This is a genomic window from Neobacillus sp. SuZ13, from assembly GCF_030123365.1.
Lineage (GTDB): Bacteria > Bacillota > Bacilli > Bacillales > Cytobacillaceae > Neobacillus.
The window spans coordinates 1,254,847-1,276,629 of sequence record NZ_CP126107.1 but is presented as its reverse complement, the minus strand read 5'-3'; the positions used below and the strand labels follow the sequence as shown (position 1 = coordinate 1,276,629).

At 36.4% G+C, this 21,783-nt stretch carries 18 protein-coding genes and 1 pseudogene; 7 read left to right on the top strand and 12 right to left on the bottom strand.

Annotated features, from left to right (window positions below):
* Positions 1-2: 2 nt before the first annotated feature.
* The 4 genes from QNH17_RS06110 to uxaC all read right to left on the bottom strand — a co-directional run bounded on the left by QNH17_RS06110 (position 3) and on the right by uxaC (position 4,947).
* A complete protein-coding gene (locus QNH17_RS06110; RefSeq protein WP_283877872.1) occupies positions 3-890 on the bottom strand; it encodes a sugar phosphate isomerase/epimerase family protein in 888 nt (295 codons plus the stop codon).
* Positions 891-1,826, bottom strand: coding sequence for an AraC family transcriptional regulator (locus tag QNH17_RS06105; RefSeq protein WP_283877871.1), 936 nt, complete (start codon positions 1,824-1,826; stop codon positions 891-893).
* 230 nt (positions 1,827-2,056) lie between these two features.
* Positions 2,057-3,469, bottom strand: coding sequence for an NADP-dependent phosphogluconate dehydrogenase (gene gndA / locus QNH17_RS06100; protein ID WP_283877870.1), 1,413 nt, complete (start codon positions 3,467-3,469; stop codon positions 2,057-2,059).
* A 74-nt stretch (positions 3,470-3,543) separates the two neighbouring features.
* Positions 3,544-4,947: a glucuronate isomerase gene (gene uxaC / locus QNH17_RS06095; RefSeq protein WP_283877869.1), complete on the bottom strand. Its 1,404-nt coding sequence runs from the start codon at positions 4,945-4,947 to the stop codon at positions 3,544-3,546.
* A gap of 252 nt (positions 4,948-5,199) precedes the next feature.
* On the opposite strand from uxaC, the gene QNH17_RS06090 reads away from it, so the two are divergent.
* Positions 5,200-6,393: an ROK family transcriptional regulator gene (locus QNH17_RS06090; RefSeq protein WP_283877868.1), complete on the top strand. Its 1,194-nt coding sequence runs from the start codon at positions 5,200-5,202 to the stop codon at positions 6,391-6,393.
* 68 nt (positions 6,394-6,461) lie between these two features.
* Here QNH17_RS06090 and QNH17_RS06085 read toward each other — a convergent pair whose 3' ends face one another.
* Both QNH17_RS06085 and QNH17_RS06080 read right to left on the bottom strand, forming a co-directional pair.
* Positions 6,462-7,841 carry a glycoside-pentoside-hexuronide (GPH):cation symporter gene (locus QNH17_RS06085; RefSeq protein ID WP_283877867.1) on the bottom strand — a complete coding sequence of 460 codons (1,380 nt, stop codon included), beginning with the start codon at positions 7,839-7,841 and terminating at the stop codon, positions 6,462-6,464.
* A gap of 250 nt (positions 7,842-8,091) precedes the next feature.
* Positions 8,092-9,498 carry an MFS transporter gene (locus QNH17_RS06080; RefSeq protein WP_283877866.1) on the bottom strand — a complete coding sequence of 469 codons (1,407 nt, stop codon included), beginning with the start codon at positions 9,496-9,498 and terminating at the stop codon, positions 8,092-8,094.
* 413 nt (positions 9,499-9,911) lie between these two features.
* Here QNH17_RS06080 and QNH17_RS06075 point away from each other — a divergent pair, with 413 nt between their 5' ends.
* The 4 genes from QNH17_RS06075 to QNH17_RS06060 all read left to right on the top strand — a co-directional run bounded on the left by QNH17_RS06075 (position 9,912) and on the right by QNH17_RS06060 (position 13,650).
* Positions 9,912-10,100: an NADPH-dependent FMN reductase family protein gene (locus QNH17_RS06075; RefSeq protein WP_283877865.1), complete on the top strand. Its 189-nt coding sequence runs from the start codon at positions 9,912-9,914 to the stop codon at positions 10,098-10,100.
* The gene (locus QNH17_RS06070) at positions 10,076-10,570 is read left to right on the top strand and encodes an FMN-dependent NADH-azoreductase (protein ID WP_283877863.1); all 495 of its coding nucleotides are present in this window, start codon (positions 10,076-10,078) and stop codon (positions 10,568-10,570) included. The genes QNH17_RS06075 and QNH17_RS06070 overlap by 25 nt, the downstream gene beginning before the upstream one ends.
* Positions 10,571-10,725: 155 nt before the next feature.
* Positions 10,726-12,255, top strand: a complete 1,530-nt coding sequence (locus QNH17_RS06065; protein WP_283877862.1) for a diguanylate cyclase domain-containing protein — start codon at positions 10,726-10,728, stop codon at positions 12,253-12,255.
* 129 nt (positions 12,256-12,384) lie between these two features.
* Positions 12,385-13,650 carry a sensor histidine kinase gene (locus QNH17_RS06060; protein ID WP_283877861.1) on the top strand — a complete coding sequence of 422 codons (1,266 nt, stop codon included), beginning with the start codon at positions 12,385-12,387 and terminating at the stop codon, positions 13,648-13,650.
* Between the two features lie 49 nt (positions 13,651-13,699).
* On the opposite strand, the gene QNH17_RS06055 is transcribed toward QNH17_RS06060, so the two are convergent.
* From QNH17_RS06055 to nagA, 5 genes are all read right to left on the bottom strand, one after another.
* Positions 13,700-14,704 carry a CAP domain-containing protein gene (locus tag QNH17_RS06055; RefSeq protein WP_349632565.1) on the bottom strand — a complete coding sequence of 335 codons (1,005 nt, stop codon included), beginning with the start codon at positions 14,702-14,704 and terminating at the stop codon, positions 13,700-13,702.
* A gap of 140 nt (positions 14,705-14,844) precedes the next feature.
* The gene (locus QNH17_RS06050; RefSeq protein ID WP_283877860.1) at positions 14,845-15,582 is read right to left on the bottom strand and encodes an SIS domain-containing protein; all 738 of its coding nucleotides are present in this window, start codon (positions 15,580-15,582) and stop codon (positions 14,845-14,847) included.
* 26 nt (positions 15,583-15,608) lie between these two features.
* Positions 15,609-16,331: a GntR family transcriptional regulator gene (locus QNH17_RS06045; RefSeq protein WP_283877859.1), complete on the bottom strand. Its 723-nt coding sequence runs from the start codon at positions 16,329-16,331 to the stop codon at positions 15,609-15,611.
* Positions 16,332-16,362: 31 nt separating this feature from the next.
* Positions 16,363-17,100 (bottom strand): glucosamine-6-phosphate deaminase, encoded by a 738-nt coding sequence (nagB, locus tag QNH17_RS06040; RefSeq protein WP_283877858.1) that lies wholly within the window; start codon positions 17,098-17,100, stop codon positions 16,363-16,365.
* A complete protein-coding gene (gene nagA / locus QNH17_RS06035; protein ID WP_283877857.1) occupies positions 17,097-18,296 on the bottom strand; it encodes an N-acetylglucosamine-6-phosphate deacetylase in 1,200 nt (399 codons plus the stop codon). The genes nagB and nagA overlap by 4 nt, the downstream gene beginning before the upstream one ends.
* 280 nt (positions 18,297-18,576) lie before the next feature.
* Here nagA and nagE point away from each other — a divergent pair.
* Both nagE and QNH17_RS06025 read left to right on the top strand, forming a co-directional pair.
* Positions 18,577-20,013: pseudogene (gene nagE / locus QNH17_RS06030) on the top strand (N-acetylglucosamine-specific PTS transporter subunit IIBC); the annotation flags it as partial.
* 15 nt (positions 20,014-20,028) lie between these two features.
* Entirely contained in the window at positions 20,029-20,544 is a 516-nt protein-coding gene (locus QNH17_RS06025) for a PTS sugar transporter subunit IIA (RefSeq protein WP_349632582.1), read from the top strand.
* Between the two features lie 38 nt (positions 20,545-20,582).
* Here QNH17_RS06025 and yhbH read toward each other — a convergent pair whose 3' ends face one another.
* Positions 20,583-21,749 carry a sporulation protein YhbH gene (gene yhbH / locus QNH17_RS06020; RefSeq protein ID WP_026565896.1) on the bottom strand — a complete coding sequence of 389 codons (1,167 nt, stop codon included), beginning with the start codon at positions 21,747-21,749 and terminating at the stop codon, positions 20,583-20,585.
* Positions 21,750-21,783: the final 34 nt, after the last annotated feature.

The following is a 21,783-nucleotide window of genomic DNA, read 5'->3' as shown; positions in this document are numbered from 1 at the left end:
AATTAAATTCCCTCGCTTTCAATATTTTTAAGAATGTCTAGAAGTGCTTCATATTGAAGCTTGTAGCCGCTGGCACCATCCAGCCCTTTGTTGTCCTTAATGATTTCAGTTGCATCTTCAAGCTCTAAATCCTTTAAAGAATCAAAGAGAACGAGATGTGGCTCAAGAGTTAAAAAGCCTTTGTAGCCGCTCTTAATAAACTGGGCTAAAATTTGCGGTATTTTGCCTTCGCCAGTTCCACAGACAACGTTTTGACTTGTCTGTGTTACAGCATCCTTTATGTGTATATAAACAATCTCATCTTTTAAGAGATCGTGACACTCCCCAGTATCCTCACCGCACTGTACGAAATTAGCGAAGTCGAAAATCCCTTTAAAGTAAGGAGAACCTACTTCTGTTAAAATCTCATGACAGCGTCTTCCGATATCACCAAAGATATCCTTTTCATTTTCATGCAGCAAAATCACATTGTATTTTTCTGCTATGGCAGCAAATTCCTTTAACTTGCTAACAACTTGACTGCGAAATTGATCTGCATCTTCACCCTTAGGAATATAGAAGCTGAAGATTCGCATATATTTACAATCTAGCAAATTGCTAATTTGGCAAAGCGTGTCCAACATTTGCTTTTGCTTAGCAAAGCCCTCTTCATCATTGATGAATACCTTTCCAATTGGCGAGCCTATAGAAGAAACGCAAATTCCGGCCTTTTGAAGCCTGGGCAGGACATTTTCGTTTATTTCATCAACAGTAAAATCACCAATATTTTTCCCATCAATACCACGAAGTGATATATATTTCATTCCTAAATTTGATACAACCTCAAGCTGGGTATCAAAATCAGATGATATTTCATCTGAAAATCCTGAAATCATTAAGTCTTGATTCATTTATGTTTTGTCCTCCTTTTTAACAGGATTGGTTCTACTTATTTTTGTTTTCCGATAACTTGAAGGTGTCATGCCCACTTTCTCTTTAAAATACCGGCTAAAATGAGCGACACTCTCGAAGCCTGTTGCACGAGACACATCTGTTAGTGATTGATCAGGCTCCATTTCTAACAAATACTTGACCTGGTTAAGCCGGCAAGCCATCACATATTCCATCACCGTAAAGCCAGTGACTTCTTTAAAGACATGTGAAGCATAATACTTACTTAGATTTAACTCATCTGAGATTCGGTCTAAACTGACTTTCTCAGCATAATGATCATTAATCCAAGATGCTATGGACTCGGCATGAAGTTCTTTTTCGGACTTTTTGCTCGTTACTTGAGATAATTCCTTTTGACTAATCTTGTAAATTCCCATCAATAATTGAATCAACTCAAGTTTTACTTCAGCTTCCAGGAGCTCATTTTTCTTTCCCGTCCGCTGCAGTTCTTCATCAATATGAGTAAGCGAGCGGGCAATTTCCTTTATCCTGCCATCAACAAATTGTCCAAATTCATCGTAACCTGTACGAAGGAAGCAATTATGAAGTTTTTTAAACGGATCGAGCAGATTAGGAATACCAAGTCCATTTAATGATTCCTGCAGCCATATAGGTGAAAAATGAAGCATACTTCTTGTATACGTACTGTCTGTTCCTGGATTAGCTTTATGCAAAGTCATACCATCTAACAGGATGATATCACCAGGCTGCAACTCATAAATCCGATTGTTAATTAAATACTTACAATCACCCGAGTGAAAAAAATAAATTTCATATTCTTGATGTGAGTGAAAATTAAAGTTGTAAAAGTCAACACCCTGTACACGGTAGAAACCGTATATCCACTCATCCATTATTCTTTTTTTTAATGAAGAGCTAGTAAACTTTTCCATTGCTTTCACACCCTTAAAAGTAAGCGTTAACATATAAGTTTGTTAACTGAACATACTTATATTATATTGAAGATATACACAAAAAACATTCTCTAAAACTGCTCAATAATTTTTATTATTTGACTGATATTGCTTTTAAACATTGTTTTTTAGACAAACAAAAAAGGAGACAATTACAGCGTTTAGGGCTAGTATTTGTCTCCTTTTGCAGTTGGTTTCTTATAAACCCATTATTCCATCCAATTTGTGTGGAAAACTCCTTCTTTATCAACACGTTGATAAGTGTGAGCACCAAAGTAGTCACGTTGTGCTTGCAACAAATTCGCTGGAAGAGTTTCAGTACGGTAGCTGTCATAATACGCAATTGCGCTTGCAAAGGACGGAACAGGGATTCCACGTTCAATTGCCACAGCAAGAACTTGGCGTAATGGCTGCTGATAATTCTGAACGATTTCTTTAAAATAAGGATCTAGTAATAAGTTTCTTAATTCAGGATCGCGATCATACGCATCTTTTATTTTTTGTAAGAATTGGGCACGAATGATACAGCCGCCGCGGAAAATCATTGCGATATCACCGTAACGAAGATTCCAATCGTATTCTTCTGATGCAGCACGCATTTGTGCAAAACCTTGTGCATAAGAAACAATTTTACTCATATATAATGCCTTACGAACTGCTTCGATTAATTCTTCTTTATTCCCTTCAAAGCCCTTAACTTCTGGTCCATTAAGAACCTGACTAGCCTTAATACGCTCATCCTTCATTGCTGAAATAAAGCGGGCAAATACAGATTCAGTGATAATTGGAAGTGGAACTCCTAAGTCTAAAGCATTTTGGCTTGTCCATTTACCAGTACCTTTTTGACCAGCTGTATCGAGGATTAAATCTACCATAGGTTTACCAGTTTCTTCATCCACTTTTGTGAAGATATCAGCCGTAATTTCAATCAAATAGCTGTCTAATTCGCCTTTATTCCATTCAGCAAAGACCTCATGAAGCTCTTTTGCATCTAAACCAAGGACATTTTTCAAAATAAAATAAGCTTCACAGATTAACTGCATATCTCCATATTCAATGCCGTTATGAACCATTTTCACATAATGACCAGCACCATTTGGACCAATATACGTACAGCAAGGGTCTCCCTCTACTTTTGCAGAAATGGCTTCTAAGATTGGTTTGACAAGGTTATAAGCTTCTTCTTTACCGCCTGGCATGATAGAAGGACCTTTTAATGCGCCTTCTTCTCCACCTGAAACGCCCGTTCCAATGAAATGGAACCCTGCTGTCTCAAGTTCCTTATTACGTCTGATTGTATCTTGGAAGAATGTATTCCCACCATCAATTAGGATATCGCCTTCTTCAAGAAATGGCTTCAAGGAGTCAATTGTAGCATCTGTGGCAGCACCAGCTTTAACCATTAATAAAATTTTGCGAGGCTTTTCTAAAGAATTAACGAATTCTTCAACAGTACGGGCACCAACGAAGTTTTTACCCTCTGCTTCATTCTTTAGGAATTCTTCTGTCTTTTCATAAGAACGATTAAAAACAGCCACAGAATAACCGCGGCTTTCGATATTTAGGGCAAGGTTTTTACCCATAACAGCTAAACCAACTACACCAATTTGTTGTTTTGACATACTATCCCTCTTTCTATTTTAATACTATTTAGATAACCATATTTCTTTCATCAATACAATTAAAAAGTGCTTTTTTAGCGTCTTAAAAAATATTTTTCGGCATTATCATAGCAAATATTCCTTACCATTCGCTCCATTTGCTTCATGTCATTTGGTACCGACCCTTTTTCCACCCATTCGCCAAGGATGTTACACAGTATTCTGCGGAAGTAATCGTGACGGGCATAAGATAAGAAGCTGCGAGAGTCTGTTAGCATACCGATAAAGTGACTGAGTAATCCAACATTTGCATAATCCTTCATTTGTCTCTCCATACCATCGATATGATCAACAAACCACCAGCCTGAACCTAATTGAACCTTACCTGGAACACCCTCTTCATAGAAGTTCCCCATCATACCAGCTAATGTTACGTTATCTTTTTGATTCAAGTTAAATAATACCGTTCTTGGCAGTGCGTTTTCTTGATCTAATGAATCAAGGAATCTCGACAAGCCTTCAGTCATATTAGCTTCTCCAACTGAATCAAATCCAACATCTGTTCCAAGCAATTCTTTCATTCTTGTGTTATTGTTTCGCATTGCTCCCATGTGAAGCTGCATAACCCACTGCTTTTCAGCATACATTTTTCCAAGTTCTTTTAAAAGGAAAATACGATAGGCAATCAATTCATCATGTGTAAGCTGTTCACCGCTTAGACGTTTATTGAAGATCGCTTCAACTTCTTGTTTGCTTGTTTTTACATATTCCATCTTTTGGATGTCATGATCAGAGGCACGGCCTCCATTTTCATGAAAATACTCGACTCTTTGTTTTAATGCTGTTAAAAATCCATCTAAGGAATCGGTTTTTATCCCAGAAACATCCGCCAATTTTTCAATCCAGCTTGTAAAAGCAGGGCGTTCAATAAACATCGCACCGTCAGGACGGAAAGTTGGAGCAATAATCGTTTGAAAGGTGTCATCATTTTTCAATAATTGATGGTATTCTAGTGTTGAGATTGGATCATCAGTCGTTCCGATAAACTTTACATTTGACCTCTCAATTAAAGCCCTCGCAGTGAATTCTGATGTCTGTAATTTTTTATTACATTCATCCCAAATTTCACGAGCTGTTTCTGGACTTAATACTTTATCAATTCCGAAAAACATTTTTAACTCTAAGTGTGTCCAATGATAAACAGGATTTCCAAGTAAATGAGGAACCGTCTCTGCCCACTTCTCAAATTTTTCCCAATCACTAGCATTACCTGTTATATAGCGTTCACCAACACCATTCATGCGCATTGTTCTCCACTTGTAATGGTCGCCCCCAAGCCAGATTTGTGTAATATTTTCATATGACTTGTTTTCCCAAACTTCCTTTGGGTCTAAGTGGCAATGAAAGTCAAAAATCGGTGAAGATACTGCCGCATTTTCATACAGTTTAATCGCTGTTTCTGTATTAAGTAAAAAATGTTGATCCATAAATTTTTTCATCTAGTATCTCTCTCCTTTAAATAGAAATTCAAACTGTTCACGCATAATCTGTAACCCCTTACAGAAATATATAATTATTCCGTTTTTAATTCAATTACTTTAATTTGTTTATTAAACAAATTAACTACAAGAATAATTTATCACGATTAATATGTTTAGTCAATTAACTATTTAGTAATAATAAACCTATTTAATAAAATAACTGATATAATAGCAATATACACAATGAAATTCTCGAAATGGAGGATATATATGGTTACCGGTGATGCGGCATATATTAAAAAAATAAATCGATCTTTAATCATAAGAGAAATTGTAAAAGAAGGAATGATTTCAAGAGCAGATTTATCCAAAACTACTAACTTGACGAGAGCTACAATATCCGCTCAGGTTGCAGACTTATTGGAAGAAGGACTTATACTCGAGACACAACTCGAGCATTATTCGGTTGGAAGAAAGCCAATTATGCTCTCTTTAAACGGACAAGCTGGCTATGCACTTGGTATTGATCTTGATTATGGTCAAATATCATTTACATTAACAGACCTTCTCGGCTGTCCTGTTTCATCTAATATTATTAAAATTAGTTCTGTAGATTATACAGAGATATTTCATCTTTTAATTGACCAAATTAAAAAATACAAAGCCAATTTTATTGACAGTCGTTATGGCATTGTTGGAATTGTCATTGCAATCCATGGCCTGGTAGCAAAAGATGAAGTCATTCACTATATTCCAAAGCTAAATTGGCACAATATCAACCTAAAAGGTGATTTAGAAAGAGAAATCGATATCCCTATTCATCTTGAAAACAATGCAAATCTAAGCTCTTTTGCAGAGCGGGTTTATGTACATCATGAAACAGACAATCTGATATGTGCTACTCTTTATTCGGGAATCGGTCTTGGCATGATGATGAATGATGATTTTTTCAGAGGGCATGAAGGCTATGCTGGCGAAATTGGCCATATGATTGTAGTGCCAGGAGGTAAGCCTTGCAATTGTGGAAATAATGGGTGCTGGGAAAAATATGCCTCCGAGTCCAGTATTTTTGAATATCTATCGGAAAAAAGGAAAATCAATAATTTGTCTTATGAACATATTCAAAAGTGGCTAGATGAAGGCGATGAGGAAGTACTTGACTTGATGGAGCAATTCATTTTCTACCTATCAATCGGATTGAATAATATGATAAACATGTATAACCCCGACGTACTGGTGCTTGATAGTGAATTGTTACGTTTGTATCCAGATTCCCTTGAAAAAATAAGCAAGAATCTAAATTCTTCTATCAGCCATTATCGTGAATTGATTATTTCTTCAATTGGAAATAAATCTTGCGTCCTCGGGGCATGTGCACTTGCAATAAAACAATTTCTCGATGTTCCCATGTTAAATTTATCCTTTGATTTTAAAAGCAACAATATTGAAAACGTAATCATTTAGTCTTATAAATGCCTCGTCTAAACGTCATAGCCCCTTTTAGCGATTGCTAAAAGGGGCTTTCATATTTATTAGGCACTCTTTAAATTTTCATTAACCTTTTGCTTATTTTTTAATTCATCAACAATTTTTTTATATAAATCCTCTGACAAATTATACAAAACAATTAAGATAATTGCTGCAATCAAATTTAGTCCAGCAGGAACGAGGAACATTAGCCCCTTAATACCAAGGAGTGTGCTAGCTGTTTGTTCCACATTAGGAACGTAGCCAATTAATCCTAAAGCAATACCAGGAATAAAACCAGCTAGTGCCTGTGCTAATTTACGGAAGAAGCTGTAACTTGAGTATACAATCCCTTCTGTCCGTTGTCCTGTTTTCCATTCATGATAATCCACGGCATCAGCAACCATAACCCATGGTAAACCAAGTGCAAAGCTAAGTCCCAGGCTTCCAATCGCGAGTAATATTAGAAATGTTGGTACGCTGGCAGGTAAAAGGAAGTTCGCAACATCCGCTGCAATTCCAATAAAAAGACCCATGATAAACGTTTTCTTTTTTCCTAGTCTTTTAACAAGAGCTGGAATAAAAAATGAACCAATGACAGCGATTCCAATACTAGTAAAGGAAAGAAATGACATCAAACCTGGATTATTTAAATTATATTGTAAGTAAAAAAGTTGAACAGCCGTGCGTAAATTACTCCCCGCAACCATAAACAAACAAACGAAACAAAGGGCAATAAGCGGTCTATTGCTTAGTAATAATTTAAATAGTTTTGACATCGGAACCTTTTCTTTTTCTATTTTAGGCGTCCTAACAACATTTTCAGTTGTATTACGGTAGCAAATGTAATGGAAAATCATCCCAACCGCCGCCATTGTAGCGATTGCAACAGTATAACCTAATTTTTGATTTGGAAAATATAAAACAATTGGAATGACAACCATCCCTGAAATTAGTAAAGCAAATTGGCTTCCAATAGCTCTGAAGGATCCAAGAGATGCGCGATCAACCGAATCTTGGGTCATTGATGCTGCGAGTGATCCGTAAGGAATATTGACAATGGAATATGACAATCCAAAGGCCATATAAGTTATAAACGCAAATACAATTTTTCCTGTTTCAGAAAAATCAGGTGCCATAAAAGAAATGACCGTCATTAAGGCAAGCGGTAATGATCCAAATAAGATGAACGGTCGGAATTTGCCTCGTTTACCTACCTTACGTTTATCCACAAAAGCACCAACAGCAGAATCTGCAAATGCATCAAATATTTTAGAGATCAAAAATACAAGGCCACCCCAGTAAGCCGAAATTCCTAAAATATCAGTATAGAACTTAAGTAAATAAATTTGACCCATATCAAACATAAAACCGTTTCCAACATCACCTAAACCATATGACATTTTTTCTTTTAAGGTTAATTTCTTTGTACCGCTATTCATCATTTTTTCACCCTTCCCTTAACTAAATAGACTTTACCTGTAACCCTTTTCAATAAAAATTAAGAATAATAATGAATTGAGTTCTGAGCATTGTAATATTTTTTTAATTTGTTTAATAAACTAACAAATATCCCGCATAGATAGAATACACCTATCGATATATTTCGTCAATAAAAATTTGTAAGCGGTTATCATCACAAAAAAGAAGATAGCTAAGCAGATCTTAGCTATCTTCTTTCTTGTGATATATGAATTAATGTTTGCCTTTTCTTTTTTCAGCTAAATCAGCCGCAAGTTGCGCTGTACGCTTTTTGTTTAATGGATAACAGAATACAATGATTAGGAACACAACACCAATTCCGATTGCAGGTACTAGAGTACCAATTGTATGAATTCCTTGAAGTGTATCAGCTGTCTGTGCTTTAAGATTTGAATTATAACCGACTGCTGCGATTGCTGCCCCACCAACACCGCCAGCAACTGCTTGACCAACTTTACGTGCCATAGAATAGATTGAGTAAACGGTTCCATCTTCACGTAAACCGGTTAAATATTCATGATAATCAATAACGTCAGTCACGAAAGCCCAAATTACAAGGTTGAAAAGACCATAACCTAACATTCCAACGGTCAAAATTCCGATAAATTGTGTTGCAGTTAAGTTAGGAAGGAAATATAGAGCACCATATACAATAGCAGCAAGTAATAAACCACCAGAGGCAACTTCTTTTTTACCAAATTTCGCAACTAATGGTTTTACAAATGGCATACCTACAAATACTGCAATAGATTGAAGCAGACCAACCATACTTAATGCCTTTGCATTTCCGAAGTAATCCTTAAATAAATATACGTTTACTGCACCAATTAACATAAAGATAACCAGGAACAATAATGAAGCAATAAGGAACCAAATTAATGGTCTGTTGTTAACAAGGCCTTTCATTGTTTGTCCAAAGTTCATCTGTGGTTTATTTGTTTCATCCATTACAATCCGTTCAACAGATAATTTATAACAAGCCATGTAACATGCTAGTGCAAGTCCACCAAAAAGTAATGCAGCTAATATGAAGCGATTAGCATCTGGTCGGTTGTTAACGAACAAAATCATTGGTCCAACCACGTTAATAATTAAACCAGCCAAATTTCCACCTAATGTTCTCCAGCTTGATAATGCAGTACGTTCAACAGGATCACCTGTGATAACTGACGCCATTGATCCGTAAGGAATGTTAACTGTACTATATAGTGTTCCCCAAATAATATATGTTACGTAAGCATAAGCAAGATAAAAACCGTCTGACATCCCTGGAATATGAACAAACATCAAAACACCAGAAATAACTAGCGGGAAGGACATTCTAAAAATCCAAGGCTTGAATTTTCCATTTTTCCCTGCTTTTCTTGTATCTATAAAACGACCCCATGTAACGTCTGCTACTGCATCCCACAAACGGGCAAGAAAGAATAATCCACCGACTGCAGCAGGATTAATATGAAAGACATCTGTATAGAAAACCATTAGGAATGCTGCAACTAGAATAAAGAAGAAATCATTCCCCCAGTCACCAAACATATATCCGATTTTATCTTTCATTCCAAACTTTCTGAATCCATTAGTTGTTTGTTCAACTGCTGTTTTGTTCGCTGGCTGACCCATAATTTACTCCCCCATTTTCTGTATAATTTTAAAGATTTGCCAAAACTTGCTGTTAACTCCTGTTGTATTTGAATATTCAATACCTTGTAACCCTTTTCATTAATGATTATAAAAAATATGATTTCGTATTAATTAGTTAGTTTGATGAACTAATTAATATATTTGTATCTTATCATCGTCTATTTACTCAGTCAATAGATTTTTGTAAGCGTTTAATTAAAAAAATTGGGAATTTTTAATTTGGCCGGGATAAATGATTATTGCGATCATATGAGAAATACTAAAACTCGCTATAAATACTATTTCAGACACTTATTGTTCAAGATCGTCACCAGATGTTCATTATTGAGTTAAGTTATTTTTTTTATAATAAATATTGGGAAAGAAATAATTTAAGATGGGGCGTGTATTTTATGGAAAAATTACTATATATAACCGCAAATCCAAAAGGGCTTGAGAAATCAAAAGGATTAAAAATTGGGGAAGCCTTTCTTGAGTCTTTTCATCAAGTCCTCCCAGCTGTCTCTATAAAGAAGGTCGATTTGTTTTCTTTAGATTTCCCGCAAATGGATGCGGATTGGTTTCAGCCAGAGGAAAATTAGCTGGTTATGGGTATACCTTAGATCGACTATTAGACATTGAAAGAGAAAAAATCCTGAAAATGCATGAACTCGCTAATGAGTTTATCAGTTATGATTACTATGTCTTTGTATCCCCAATGTGGAATTTAAACTCCCCTGCTATTTTAAAGGCATATATCGATAATTTATTTATTGCTGGAAAAACGTTTGCCCATACAATTAACGGACCTAAAGGTCTTTTAATGAATAAAAAAGCGATACATCTGCAAACAAGAGGAGGTCAGTACACAGGGACTCCTATGGAAGCATTGGAGTCTGGTGATCGGTATTTAAAAATCGCACTTCGTTTCTTAGGAATAGAGGTTGCTGATTCAGTTATTACAGAAGGTTTTGATATTAATCCACTAAAGGTGCCTGAGATTCTTGCCCAAGGACAAGAAAACGCAAGAATTGCAGCTAAAGATTTCGCTCTTAATCCTGTCACGGTTTAAGGTAAAAGTACTTGAGTTTCTCTTTAATTAAGGGAAGCTTTTTTAATGTCTGATTTTGTCATTAATATCTATTTCATAGTATAATTGGAAAGATGCAAGTATTAATATTGTACAATAGTACTGAAAACATTATTTACCATACCAGGAGCGTATTCATGTTAAAAGATTTTGTATCAAATGCAGCAATATTAATTGCTTCTTTTTCTGTAATGGGAGTGTTATTTAAAGACAAGCCCATACGCATAAACGCTCCCCGCTCATCTAAACTTTATTGGGGCCTTTGTTTTGGAATTTTGGGGAATGTATTAATGGTTTTTAGTATTCAAATAAACGCAAGTACAATTGCTGATTTACGTCACTTGGCCATTGTTATTGCAGCTACTTTTGGTGGATTTATTCCTGCATTATTTTCTGCCGTTCTAATTGCAGCAGGACGAATTCTTCTTTTTGGAATTAATGAATCATCCATACTCGGATCAATCGGTGCACTTCTCACAGGAATATTCTGTGGGTGTATTTCAAATATTAACCTTTCAAGAACCCTTAAGGCCTTCCTCATGAATTTAATAGGCTTGTTTTTTGTTTCTATAATTTTTATCATCAGAATTGAGGATCTTCAAATTCTTAAAAATGTATTAACCTTGCATTATTTTATTTCTCTCATTGGCGGTTTTATAGCTTATCATTTCTTTGTTTTTGTAGTTAAATCTTATGAAGCACAAAATCAATTAAAGCATAGCTTAATGAAATTAAAAGAAACGGAAGAGCGGTTTCGACTCATCGCTGAATACTCTAGTGACATGATTACCATGCACAACGAAAATGCTGAATACAAATATATTTCACCTGCTGTTAAGGAAATTATCCATTATGAGTATCCCGAACTTCTAGATAAAAATATGTATATGTTTATTCATCCTGATGATATTGAACATACAAATGAGATGTTTGAGAAAGCTTTAGAAGAGGGTGCTGCTAATTCGACCTATCGTTATCGTACAAATTTGGGAGACTATGTCTGGATCGAATCTGCTCTGAAAAGTGTCCATTTTGAGGAAGATGGCAGCAAAAAGGTCATTATTGTATCAAGAAATATAACTGACCGTAAACTAACAGAACAAAAATTACAAGAAGCCAATGAACTTCTAAATCGTCTCTCCTATATGGATGGTCTAACCGGAATAGCAAATCGAAGATATTTTGATGAAACACTTGTGAAAGACTGTTCAAATTGTTCTTATACCCATTCTCCAATCACTTTAATTATGTTTGATATTGATTACTTTAAAAAATACAATGATACATACGGCCATCTAACAGGAGATGCATGCTTACAATCGATTGCTCAGGCCATAAACAATCAGATTACTACCATTAACTCTAACTGTACTTTTTGCCGGTATGGGGGAGAAGAGTTTGCCCTCATCTCCCCTTCCACAGGAGTAGAGGAAGGGATGAAAATTGCAAAACAAATACAAGACACCATTCGGTTACTAGCGATTCCTCATCTTAGTTCTGAAATCACCGATATTATTACACTTAGTATGGGAGTTGCCACCATTGTCCCCTCTAGACCTATCATGCCACAAGAGTTAATAAAAATGGCCGATGAGGCCTTGTACGTATCTAAGACAAAAGGGAGAAATACGATTACGACTGCTCAATTAAGTTTGGAAGGTTTGTAACTAACAAGCCTTCCATTTTTCATTTTCAAAATACTATTTTATTTTTTCTAAATTGTGCAAATATTGTTGTATAATGTGGAAAATACATGTAAAATTTCCCTAACAGCCTTATTATGGATGGTGACGTTAATGGACATAACGAAACATCTTTTTTTAAACCTCTCAATTTTTATCATATTATTATTTTTCTGTTTAATATTTTTTGATAATATAAAAAAATTTACCCTTTCTAAATCCTCATTAAGTATTTTGTGTATTGCTTGTGTTTGGTTATGTATTCAATTCTCTTACAATCCAGTCCCATCTGCCCGATACGATTTAAGAATTATTCCTTTAGTGTTGGGTGCCCTTTATATTGGAATCGGACCAATTCTTACAGTTGCGATTATAGTCATAAGAGGCTTTTATGGCTTTGATTTGGGCTTTGTTCAAACGGCCGCACTTTATGCACCAATGGGAGTAATTTTCTGGCGATTATATCCGTGGTTTCTAAGACAAGTTCCAGGACGTCGCATTTTCATTACGGTATGCATAGGTGTGATTCTTGGTGTAGTAACAGTTATTGGGATGAGTTTCGAAAATACCCATACCTTTTGGCTGGATGCTTGGTTTGCATTCCTATTTATTCCCTCACTTGGAATTGGCATTATCTCATATGGGATTGAATTTGTTAGACGAAATAACGAAATGCAGCAGGAGCTCATTAAGGCAGAAAAATTAAAAGCAGTCGAACAGATGGGAGCTGCTATTTCTCACGAAATCCGAAATCCACTTACGGCTGCCAGTGGGTTTGTCCAACTCCTTCAAGATGATTATCTTTCAAGGCATAAAAGAAAAGAATACCTATCTATTGTTAAAGAAGAATTAATTTCTGCTGAACGTGTTATTCAAGATTACTTAACTTTTGCAAAGCCATCCTTGGACGCGCTAGAAGAACTTAATGTAAAAAGTGAACTACGACAAATAATCAATATTCTTCTGCCTCTAGCCAATCAAAATTCAGTAGAAATTATTACTGATTTCTCGGTTATCGGTTTTATTGAGGGAGATGGACAGAAGTTTCGTCAATGTTTTGTGAATGTCATCAAAAATGCGATTGAAGCGATGCCAAATGGCGGATATCTAACCATTACCACTGAATTCAGTAAAAATTATGTAACCATAAGTGTTAATGATACTGGTATTGGAATGACTAATGAGCAACTTGAGCGATTAGGTGAACCCTTTTATTCCACAAAGGGGAAAAATGGTACTGGTTTAGGTATGATGGTTGTTTATAGCATTGCCCGAGCCATGGATGGTACTGTCTGGGCAGAGAGTGAAATCGGAGTAGGGACCACTTTTCATTTTAAATTTCCAACCATACCCATGATATTAAAAAGTGAATTAAACTAAAAGTAAACCGACAGGATAATTAACTGTCGGTTTGTTTTTACATGGTTTTTTATTTTCCAATAAACATTTGTGTCCAATGTTTCCCAGTAGCTTCATATCCTACCCCAATATGAGTAAAATTAGCACTTAGGATATTTTTGCGATGGCCTTCACTATTCATCCAAGCAGTTACTACTTCTTGTGGTGTCCGTTGTCCTTGAGCAATATTTTCACCTGCAGATTTATAGGTAACACCAAAGTCCCTCATCATGTCAAATGGAGATCCGTAAGTAGGACTTGTATGTGAGAAGTAATTCTTTTGCTGCATATCGAGCGATTTTTTCTGAGCTACGCCATTAAGCTGTGTGTCTGCCTTTAAAGCTGGAAGGCCATTCTTACTACGTTGTGCATTAGTCAAGTCAATTACTTGTTGAACATATTGACTAACATTTCCAGTAGTTGGTGCTGGTGCATTATTTTGTGTAGCAGCCGGCTGTTTTGGTGCTGGTGTTGTTTGTTTTGGTGCTGGTGCCGGCGCTGTTTGCTTTGGTGCTGGTGTTGGTGTTGTTTGCTTTGGTACTGGCTGCTGAATTGGTGCTGGCTGCCCTGCTGGTGCCTGTCCTGTCGGTGTTTGTTGCTGGATATATGGTTGTATTTGCTGCATAGCCCAATTTCTAGGGTCGATTGTTATATACTGATATTTCGCATCACGGATTAATACCGCTCTTGTATGTGGATATTGGTTACTGTTTAAGGATGTCTGATACGAAGAAATCATATCATCATTATTGTTATAATTTTTCTTATTTTTCCGTTTAGTATTGAAAAGATTTACATCAAGATCTGATTGACTGTTATTATTGTTGGTGTAGTCCTCAGTTAATGGACCATTGTGGTCAATCCCATCATCTCTGCCATTACGGACATCCATATAAGGGGTGTTATTTCTTATGTCATTGTTCATGCCAACATGAGTATCCTGATCATTTAAGTCATTTTTATCATTGTTATTACAAGCAGCAAGTCCTAATGTTAAAACCGCTGTTAAAGCTAACCCAAAAGATTTTTTTATCAATCGAAATACCTCCTTTGTAGAAATCATGTTACCCCTTTATTTTTCTAGATTTTCAAAGAAAGTATTGGTGGAAAATAAACGTATTTTATTCCACAAAAAAAACCAACTAGTGTAATAACTGTCGGTTTCTGTAATAGTATTCAATTTTCCAACATTGGAATTCGTTCTTTATACTTGTTAATCAGCGCACGATTATGCTCTTCTGCACCATCAGCATTGCCGCTTTTAAAAATTGGCGGTTCAAAGTTGTTACTAATCATATTGCTAATGGCCTCCACCATAATTCCGTTAACGATTGCTGTCCCAATGACTGTTGAACCTGAACCAAAGCTAACAGCAAGAGACTCGTGCTCCATTAATGCATCACCAACCATTATATGATTATCAATGGAAAGGTTAGCAGTATGATACAAATATTTACCACTTTTATGCCTTGATGCCACGGCGTTTGTATATACGTATGATGTGATAGCAATGACAAATGCCCCTTTATTTTTAGCAAACTCGGCAACATCGATTGGTACGGGATTCCTGCCAGAAGTTGATGCAACAATAACAACATCCTGAGGTTGAATTTTCACTCTAGTTAGAAATTTTTTTGCTAAGTCATTTTCCTTTTCTAATTCAGATGAACGAACAGCCCCCTTATGAAGCATTAAGTCCTCAATCAGGATAGGGTTAATAGGTACTAGTCCACCTGCACGGTAAAATAGTTCTTCTCCAAGGATATGTGAATGTCCGCACCCAAAAACATGAACAATTCCATCGTTTTGGATACATTCTGCGATCTTTTTAGCAGCTACTTTGAGGCCATCAGTTTCATCCTTTTCAACTAAGCTTAATAATTCGTGAAGCTTTTGAAAATAATGATTGAACACGTTAAATAACCTCCATTACCATGTCTTCAACGTTTCATTTGGATCATAAATTTGTAGCGGTCGGCACGATATACCGATTTAACGTATTCAACAGGGGTATTGTCCTTTAAAAAAGTGTTTCTTTGGATTAACATAACTGGTGCACCCTTGCTAATCTTTAGTAAATCAGCTTCGTTTTGACTGGCCACTGATGATTCGATGATCTGTGAAGCACTATCAATTTTTAAGTCTAATTGCTCTTCAATGTATTTATACAGGGAATCATTTACAATTCTTTCTGTAAGTCCTTTAATAAGGTTGGCTGAAATATAGTTTGTTTCTAACGCCATTGGGACATTATCTGCCATACGAATTCTTTTGATTTCATATACAGGGCCATGTTCAGAAATTAAAAGCTGCCCTGCTACTTGTCTTGTTGCAGGAATAATTTCAAAGTGAAGTAATTGGCTTCCAGGCTCGAATCCTCTGGCTTTCATATCTTCTGTGAAGCTGGTTAATCCTTGAAGGGGCTGTTCAATTTTTCTTTCTGCAACAAATGTGCCCTTTCCTTGCAATCGATATAACAATCCTTCATTTACTAACTGTGTAAATGCCTGTCTCACTGTCATCCGGCTAATTTGATATTTTTCCGCATATTCTCTTTCTGGTGGGAGCGCATCACCGGGACGCAACTCTCCATTTTCAATTAGTTCTTTAATATATTCTTCAATTTGGTAATAAATTGGAATCGGAGAATTCTTATTAATCATTTCCTCCAGCTGCATCCTTTCCTTAAAACTGTCACGTTGTAACCTTTAAATCTGCTATTGCCGCCTTATCTGCAATAATTGTAACACATGGATGATTTTTCAACACTGATGCTGGAAAACTTTCACTTATCTCCCCATTCAAAAGTCTAAAAAGTGCTTCTCTTTTCTTCTCACCTGACACAAGAAGCAGAATTTCTTTGCTATCCATAATGGTGGAAATCCCCATTGTAATGGCTTTAGTAGGAACCTCTTCGATTTTATTAAAAAATCTTGCGTTTGCTTCAATAGTTGAAGAAGCTAACTCTACAATATGCGTTTTGGAAGCAAAGGGAGTTCCTGGTTCATTAAAGCCTATATGTCCATTACTGCCAATCCCAAGGATTTGCAAATCAACACCGCCATGCTGATTTATTAAATCCTCATATCGATGACATTCCTCTTGAAAATCTGAAGCAATACCGCTTGGAATATTTGTCTTGGCTTTATTGATATCAATGTAATTAAAAAGCTGGTTATTCATAAAATACCGGTAGCTATTTTTATTTTCACCCGAGAGCCCAATGTATTCATCTAAATTAAAAGTGGTTACCTTTTGATAAGTAGTCCCATTTTTATGGTAGTCGTCAATTAAGCATTTATATGTCCCAATTGGAGTTCCGCCTGTCGCCAACCCAAGTTTAATACTTGGGTTCTGAATAACCTTTTTTATGATATATTCAGCTGCTTTATTACTCATTTGTTGATAATCTTTGACTTCAATAATCTTCATTTAGAATTTTCCTCCCTATTATAAGCAAGAACTCCCCTGCATAATGTCATATAAACTTCCATATTCTCATCTAAAATAACAATGTCCGCATCTTTTCCAACTGCAATACTGCCTTTTCGATCATAAAGGTTCAATTGCTTGGCTGGGTTCACTGAAGCCATTTCAATTGCATCTTCAAGTGAACAGTCTGCATATGAAATGATATTTTTTACCGCCTGACCCAATTTCAAAATACTTCCTGCAAGAGTTCCATCCTTAAGTACTGCTTTTCCATCCTTTACAAAAACCTCTTGGCCGCCGAGCTCATACTTCCCAGTTTTCAAGCATTTTGCCCGCATTGAATCGGTTATTAAAATCAATCCATCACTTCGTTTTTGCTTAAAAGCAAGTTTAACCATTTCTGGACGGCTATGCACCCCATCGACAATAATCTCAGCTTTTAATTCTTCTCTTAAAAAGGCCGCTCCCACAACCCCAGGTTCACGATGATGCAGCCCTCTCATTTGATTATAAAGATGGGTGACGTGACTTGCTCCAGCTTCAATTGCTTCGTTCACCTCATCATAAGTAGCATCTGTATGACCAATCGATGCAATAATCCCCTTCTCCTTTAAATATCGAATCATCTCCAAACCATGCGGTCTTTCCGGAGCTAAAGTGACAAGTTTAATCGTCTCATTGGACAGCTTTTGCCATTCTTCAAGTAAAGCAAGATCTGGATCAATTATATGTTGAATTGGCTGTGCCCCAGCCATTTTACTATTCACAAACGGTCCCTCGAGATGAATGCCTAGTATTTCAGATTTTCCTGGAGCGTGCTGTTCTTTAATGTAATCCCCGGCATTTATTAAGGCATTTTCAATTTGTTTCCCTTCCTGTGTCATCGTAGTAGCTAAAAAGCTAGTAGTACCTTCTTTAGGCAATGCTGCTACCATTGTATCCAGTGCTTCCGTTGTTGCATCCATTGTGTCGGCACCTCCTACACCGTGGATATGAACATCGATAAAGCCTGGAACTGCATTAAAATGGTCAGGAAGTTCAATTACATTATAGTTTTCATTATTAGATAGCTCAGATGATGAACCAATTTCAATGATTTTTTGATTTTTTATTTTAATATATCCATCTTCTATTATTTGTTCTTGTGAATAAACCCGTATACCCTTTAGTAAAATATGATTATCGTTGGAAATCATCTTCGATACTTCCTTTCAGGTTATATCTAAATCTTAGCATCACCATTATATAGTTGTCTATACCAATTTATTTTTTAATAAAAACTAGAACATAATACCATTTCATTTTAATACTACTTTAACCCAATAGAATCAGTTTGTAATTAAATTTAGTAAATTGGTATAGACATCTATAAATATTTAGTGTTATATTAGAAACGGAAAAGCGCTTACACCTGCAATGATTTTTTTAATGAATTATTTTATAGTTTTTTTTTAGATTATATTAGGAGGTAATGTGATGAAGAAATATTTACAAAGAATTGGTCGTTCATTGATGTTACCTGTAGCTGTTTTACCGGCTGCAGCTATCTTGATGGGTATTGGTTATTGGATCGACCCTACGGGTTGGGGGGCGGATAGTCCGCTAGCGGCTTTCCTAATTAAAGCAGGTTCATCGATTATTGATAATATCCCTATCCTATTTGCCGTTGGGGTAGCATTAGGGATGGCTAAAGAGAAAGATGGTTCGTCCGCGTTAAGTGGTTTGGTTGCCTACCTAGTTGTGACAACCCTGCTTTCACCAGGCTCAGTGGCATTGCTCGAAGGGATTAAACCAGAAGAGGTAGATCCTGCGTTTGTAAAGATTGGAAATGCTTTTGTTGGTATTCTTTCTGGTATTGTTGCTTCCACGATGTACAATCGCTTTAGCCATGTTAAATTACCAGATGCTTTAGCATTTTTCTCTGGTAAGCGTCTTGTCCCAATCATGACTGCGGTATCTATGCTTGCTGTTTCTGCGATACTATTCTTCTTATGGCCTGTTATCTTTACAGGACTTGTTTCATTTGGTAAAGGTATTGCTCATTTAGGCGCTTTTGGTGCAGGTTTATATGGATTCTTTAACCGTTTATTGATTCCAACTGGTTTGCACCATGCCTTAAACTCAGTATTCTGGTTTGACGTAGCTGGAATTAATGATATCGGTAATTTCTGGGCTGGGAAAGGAACAAAAGGTGTTACTGGTATGTATCAAGCAGGATTCTTCCCTGTCATGATGTTTGGTTTACCAGCAGCAGCATTAGCGATGTACCATACTGCAAAGGACAAAAAGAAAAAAGCTGTGGCTTCCTTAATGTTAGCAGCAGGTTTCGCAGCGTTCTTTACTGGTGTAACAGAACCAATTGAATTTGCCTTTATGTTTGTAGCTCCAATGCTTTATGTAGTGCACGCGGTTTTAACAGGGATTTCCTTAGCCATTGCAGCTGTATTCCATTGGACGGCTGGATTTGGTTTTAGTGCGGGTCTAGTTGACTTTATTTTAAGTTCTAGATTACCGTTAGCAAACCATCCTTACATGTTAATAGTTCAAGGCTTAGTGTTTGCGGTAATCTATTATTTCTTATTCAGATTCATCATTACGAAATTTAACTTGATGACTCCTGGACGTGAAGAGGATGATGAAGAATCTTCTGAAATCAATGTTGCAACCGGTGAAAGTAAATTTACTGTTATGGCAGCACAGATTTATGAAGGATTAGGTGGAGATGCCAACGTAACTTCTGTTGACAATTGTGTAACTCGTTTAAGGATGGAAGTAAAAGACATGAACGCAGTTGATCAACAAAAAATTAAATCGACTGGTGTACCAGGAATTAATATTGTTGGAAAGCAAAGCATTCAAGTAATTGTTGGAACGAATGTACAATTCGTAGCAGACGAAATTTTAAAACTTCGTAATAATCCAAATGCGATGAAGAAAATTAATACAACCAAAAATGATACTTATACTCCAGTGGAATCGAATGAACGCTCTCCACTTTCTGAAAAAGATTTCGTTATGCCAATCGAAGGGGAAATTATCCCGATTACTGAAGTGCCAGATCAAGTCTTCTCCCAAAGAATGATGGGGGATGGTTTTGCAATCGTTCCATCTAAGGGTTCTGTAGTTTCACCTGTTGATGGTGAAATTATGAACGTATTTCCTACTAAACATGCTATTGGCATCAAGTCAAATCAAGGATATGAAATTCTCATCCATGTCGGCATGGATACTGTAAATTTAAAAGGCGAAGGTTTTACCGTGCTTGTAAAAGATGGAGAAAAGATTAAAAAAGGTCAGGAGATTTTAAAATTTGACTTAGATTTCATTAAAAAGTCAGCACCATCAACAGTTACTCCAATTATCTTTACAAACTTAACAAAATTAAATGTAAAAAAACAGGGACACTCATCCCAAGGTCAAGACGGAATCCTATCCATTGAATAACAGCAGAAACGACTGGTGCCTGACACCAGTCGTTTTTGTTAAGCGAATAATTTCGATTCCTCTGCTTGGAAGAAACTCTTCATGGCATGAAAGACATCTGCTTTTTGTTTAAGAATATAGTAACGGAATTGATCGTCTTTAATGTTCTTATAGGCGGACATTAACGTTGAATGGCGGTTATATTGATTTACTTCACCGTAGCCAAACATATTAGACACTTTCATTAATTCTTCCACTAGCTTCACACAGCGGGCGTTGTCCGAAGTAAGATTATCGCCGTCTGAAAAATGGAATGGATAGATGTTGAACTTTCGTGGATTATATTTGGCATCAATGATTTCAAGTGCTTTGCGGTATGCGGATGAACAAATGGTTCCACCACTTTCACCCTTTGAAAAGAAGTCTTCCTCTGAAACAACTTTAGCCTCAGTATGGTGGGCAATAAATTCAATTTCCACCGTTTCATATTTGGTTCTTAAAAATCGAGTCATCCAAAAGAAAAAGCTTCGGGCCATATACTTTTCCCAGATCCCCATCGATCCACTTGTATCCATCATGGCAATAACTACTGCTTTAGAATCTGGTTTGATGACTTCATTCCAGGTCTTAAATTTTAAATCGTCCTTGTAAATCGGGTGAAATGCTGGCTTTCCAGTCATCGCATTTCTTTTAAAAGCTGACATCATCGTCCGTTTCTTATCAATATTCCCCATCAGCCCTGTTTTGCGAATATCATTAAATTCAATGTTTTCAACTAGATGTTCTTGCTCTTCTTTTCTTTTCAAATTTGGAAGCTCCAATTGTTTAAATAATGCTTCCTCTAGCTCCATTAATGATACTTCCGCCTCAAAGTAATCTTCACCTGCTTGGTCGCCAGCTCCTTGGCCTTTTCCAGGTCCCTTCTGGCCGCTAGAACCATCACGTGCTACTACATCACCTACTTGACTGTCACCATCACCTTGGCCCACGTGTTTGTTTTTGTCATAATTATAACGGATTTTATATTCGTCCAATGAACGAATTGGAATTTTTACGACATCTCGACCGTTAGACATGATTATGCTTTCTTCAGTAATTAAGTCGGGAAGATTGTTTCGAATTGCCTCCTGGACTTTTTCCTGATGCCTTTGCTGGTCATCGTGGCCTTTACGGTGGAGGGACCAATCTTCTCTTGAAATGACAAATTGATGGTTGTTTGTTGACAATGTAAACCCCTCCTTATAAATTTAATAGGTTCCA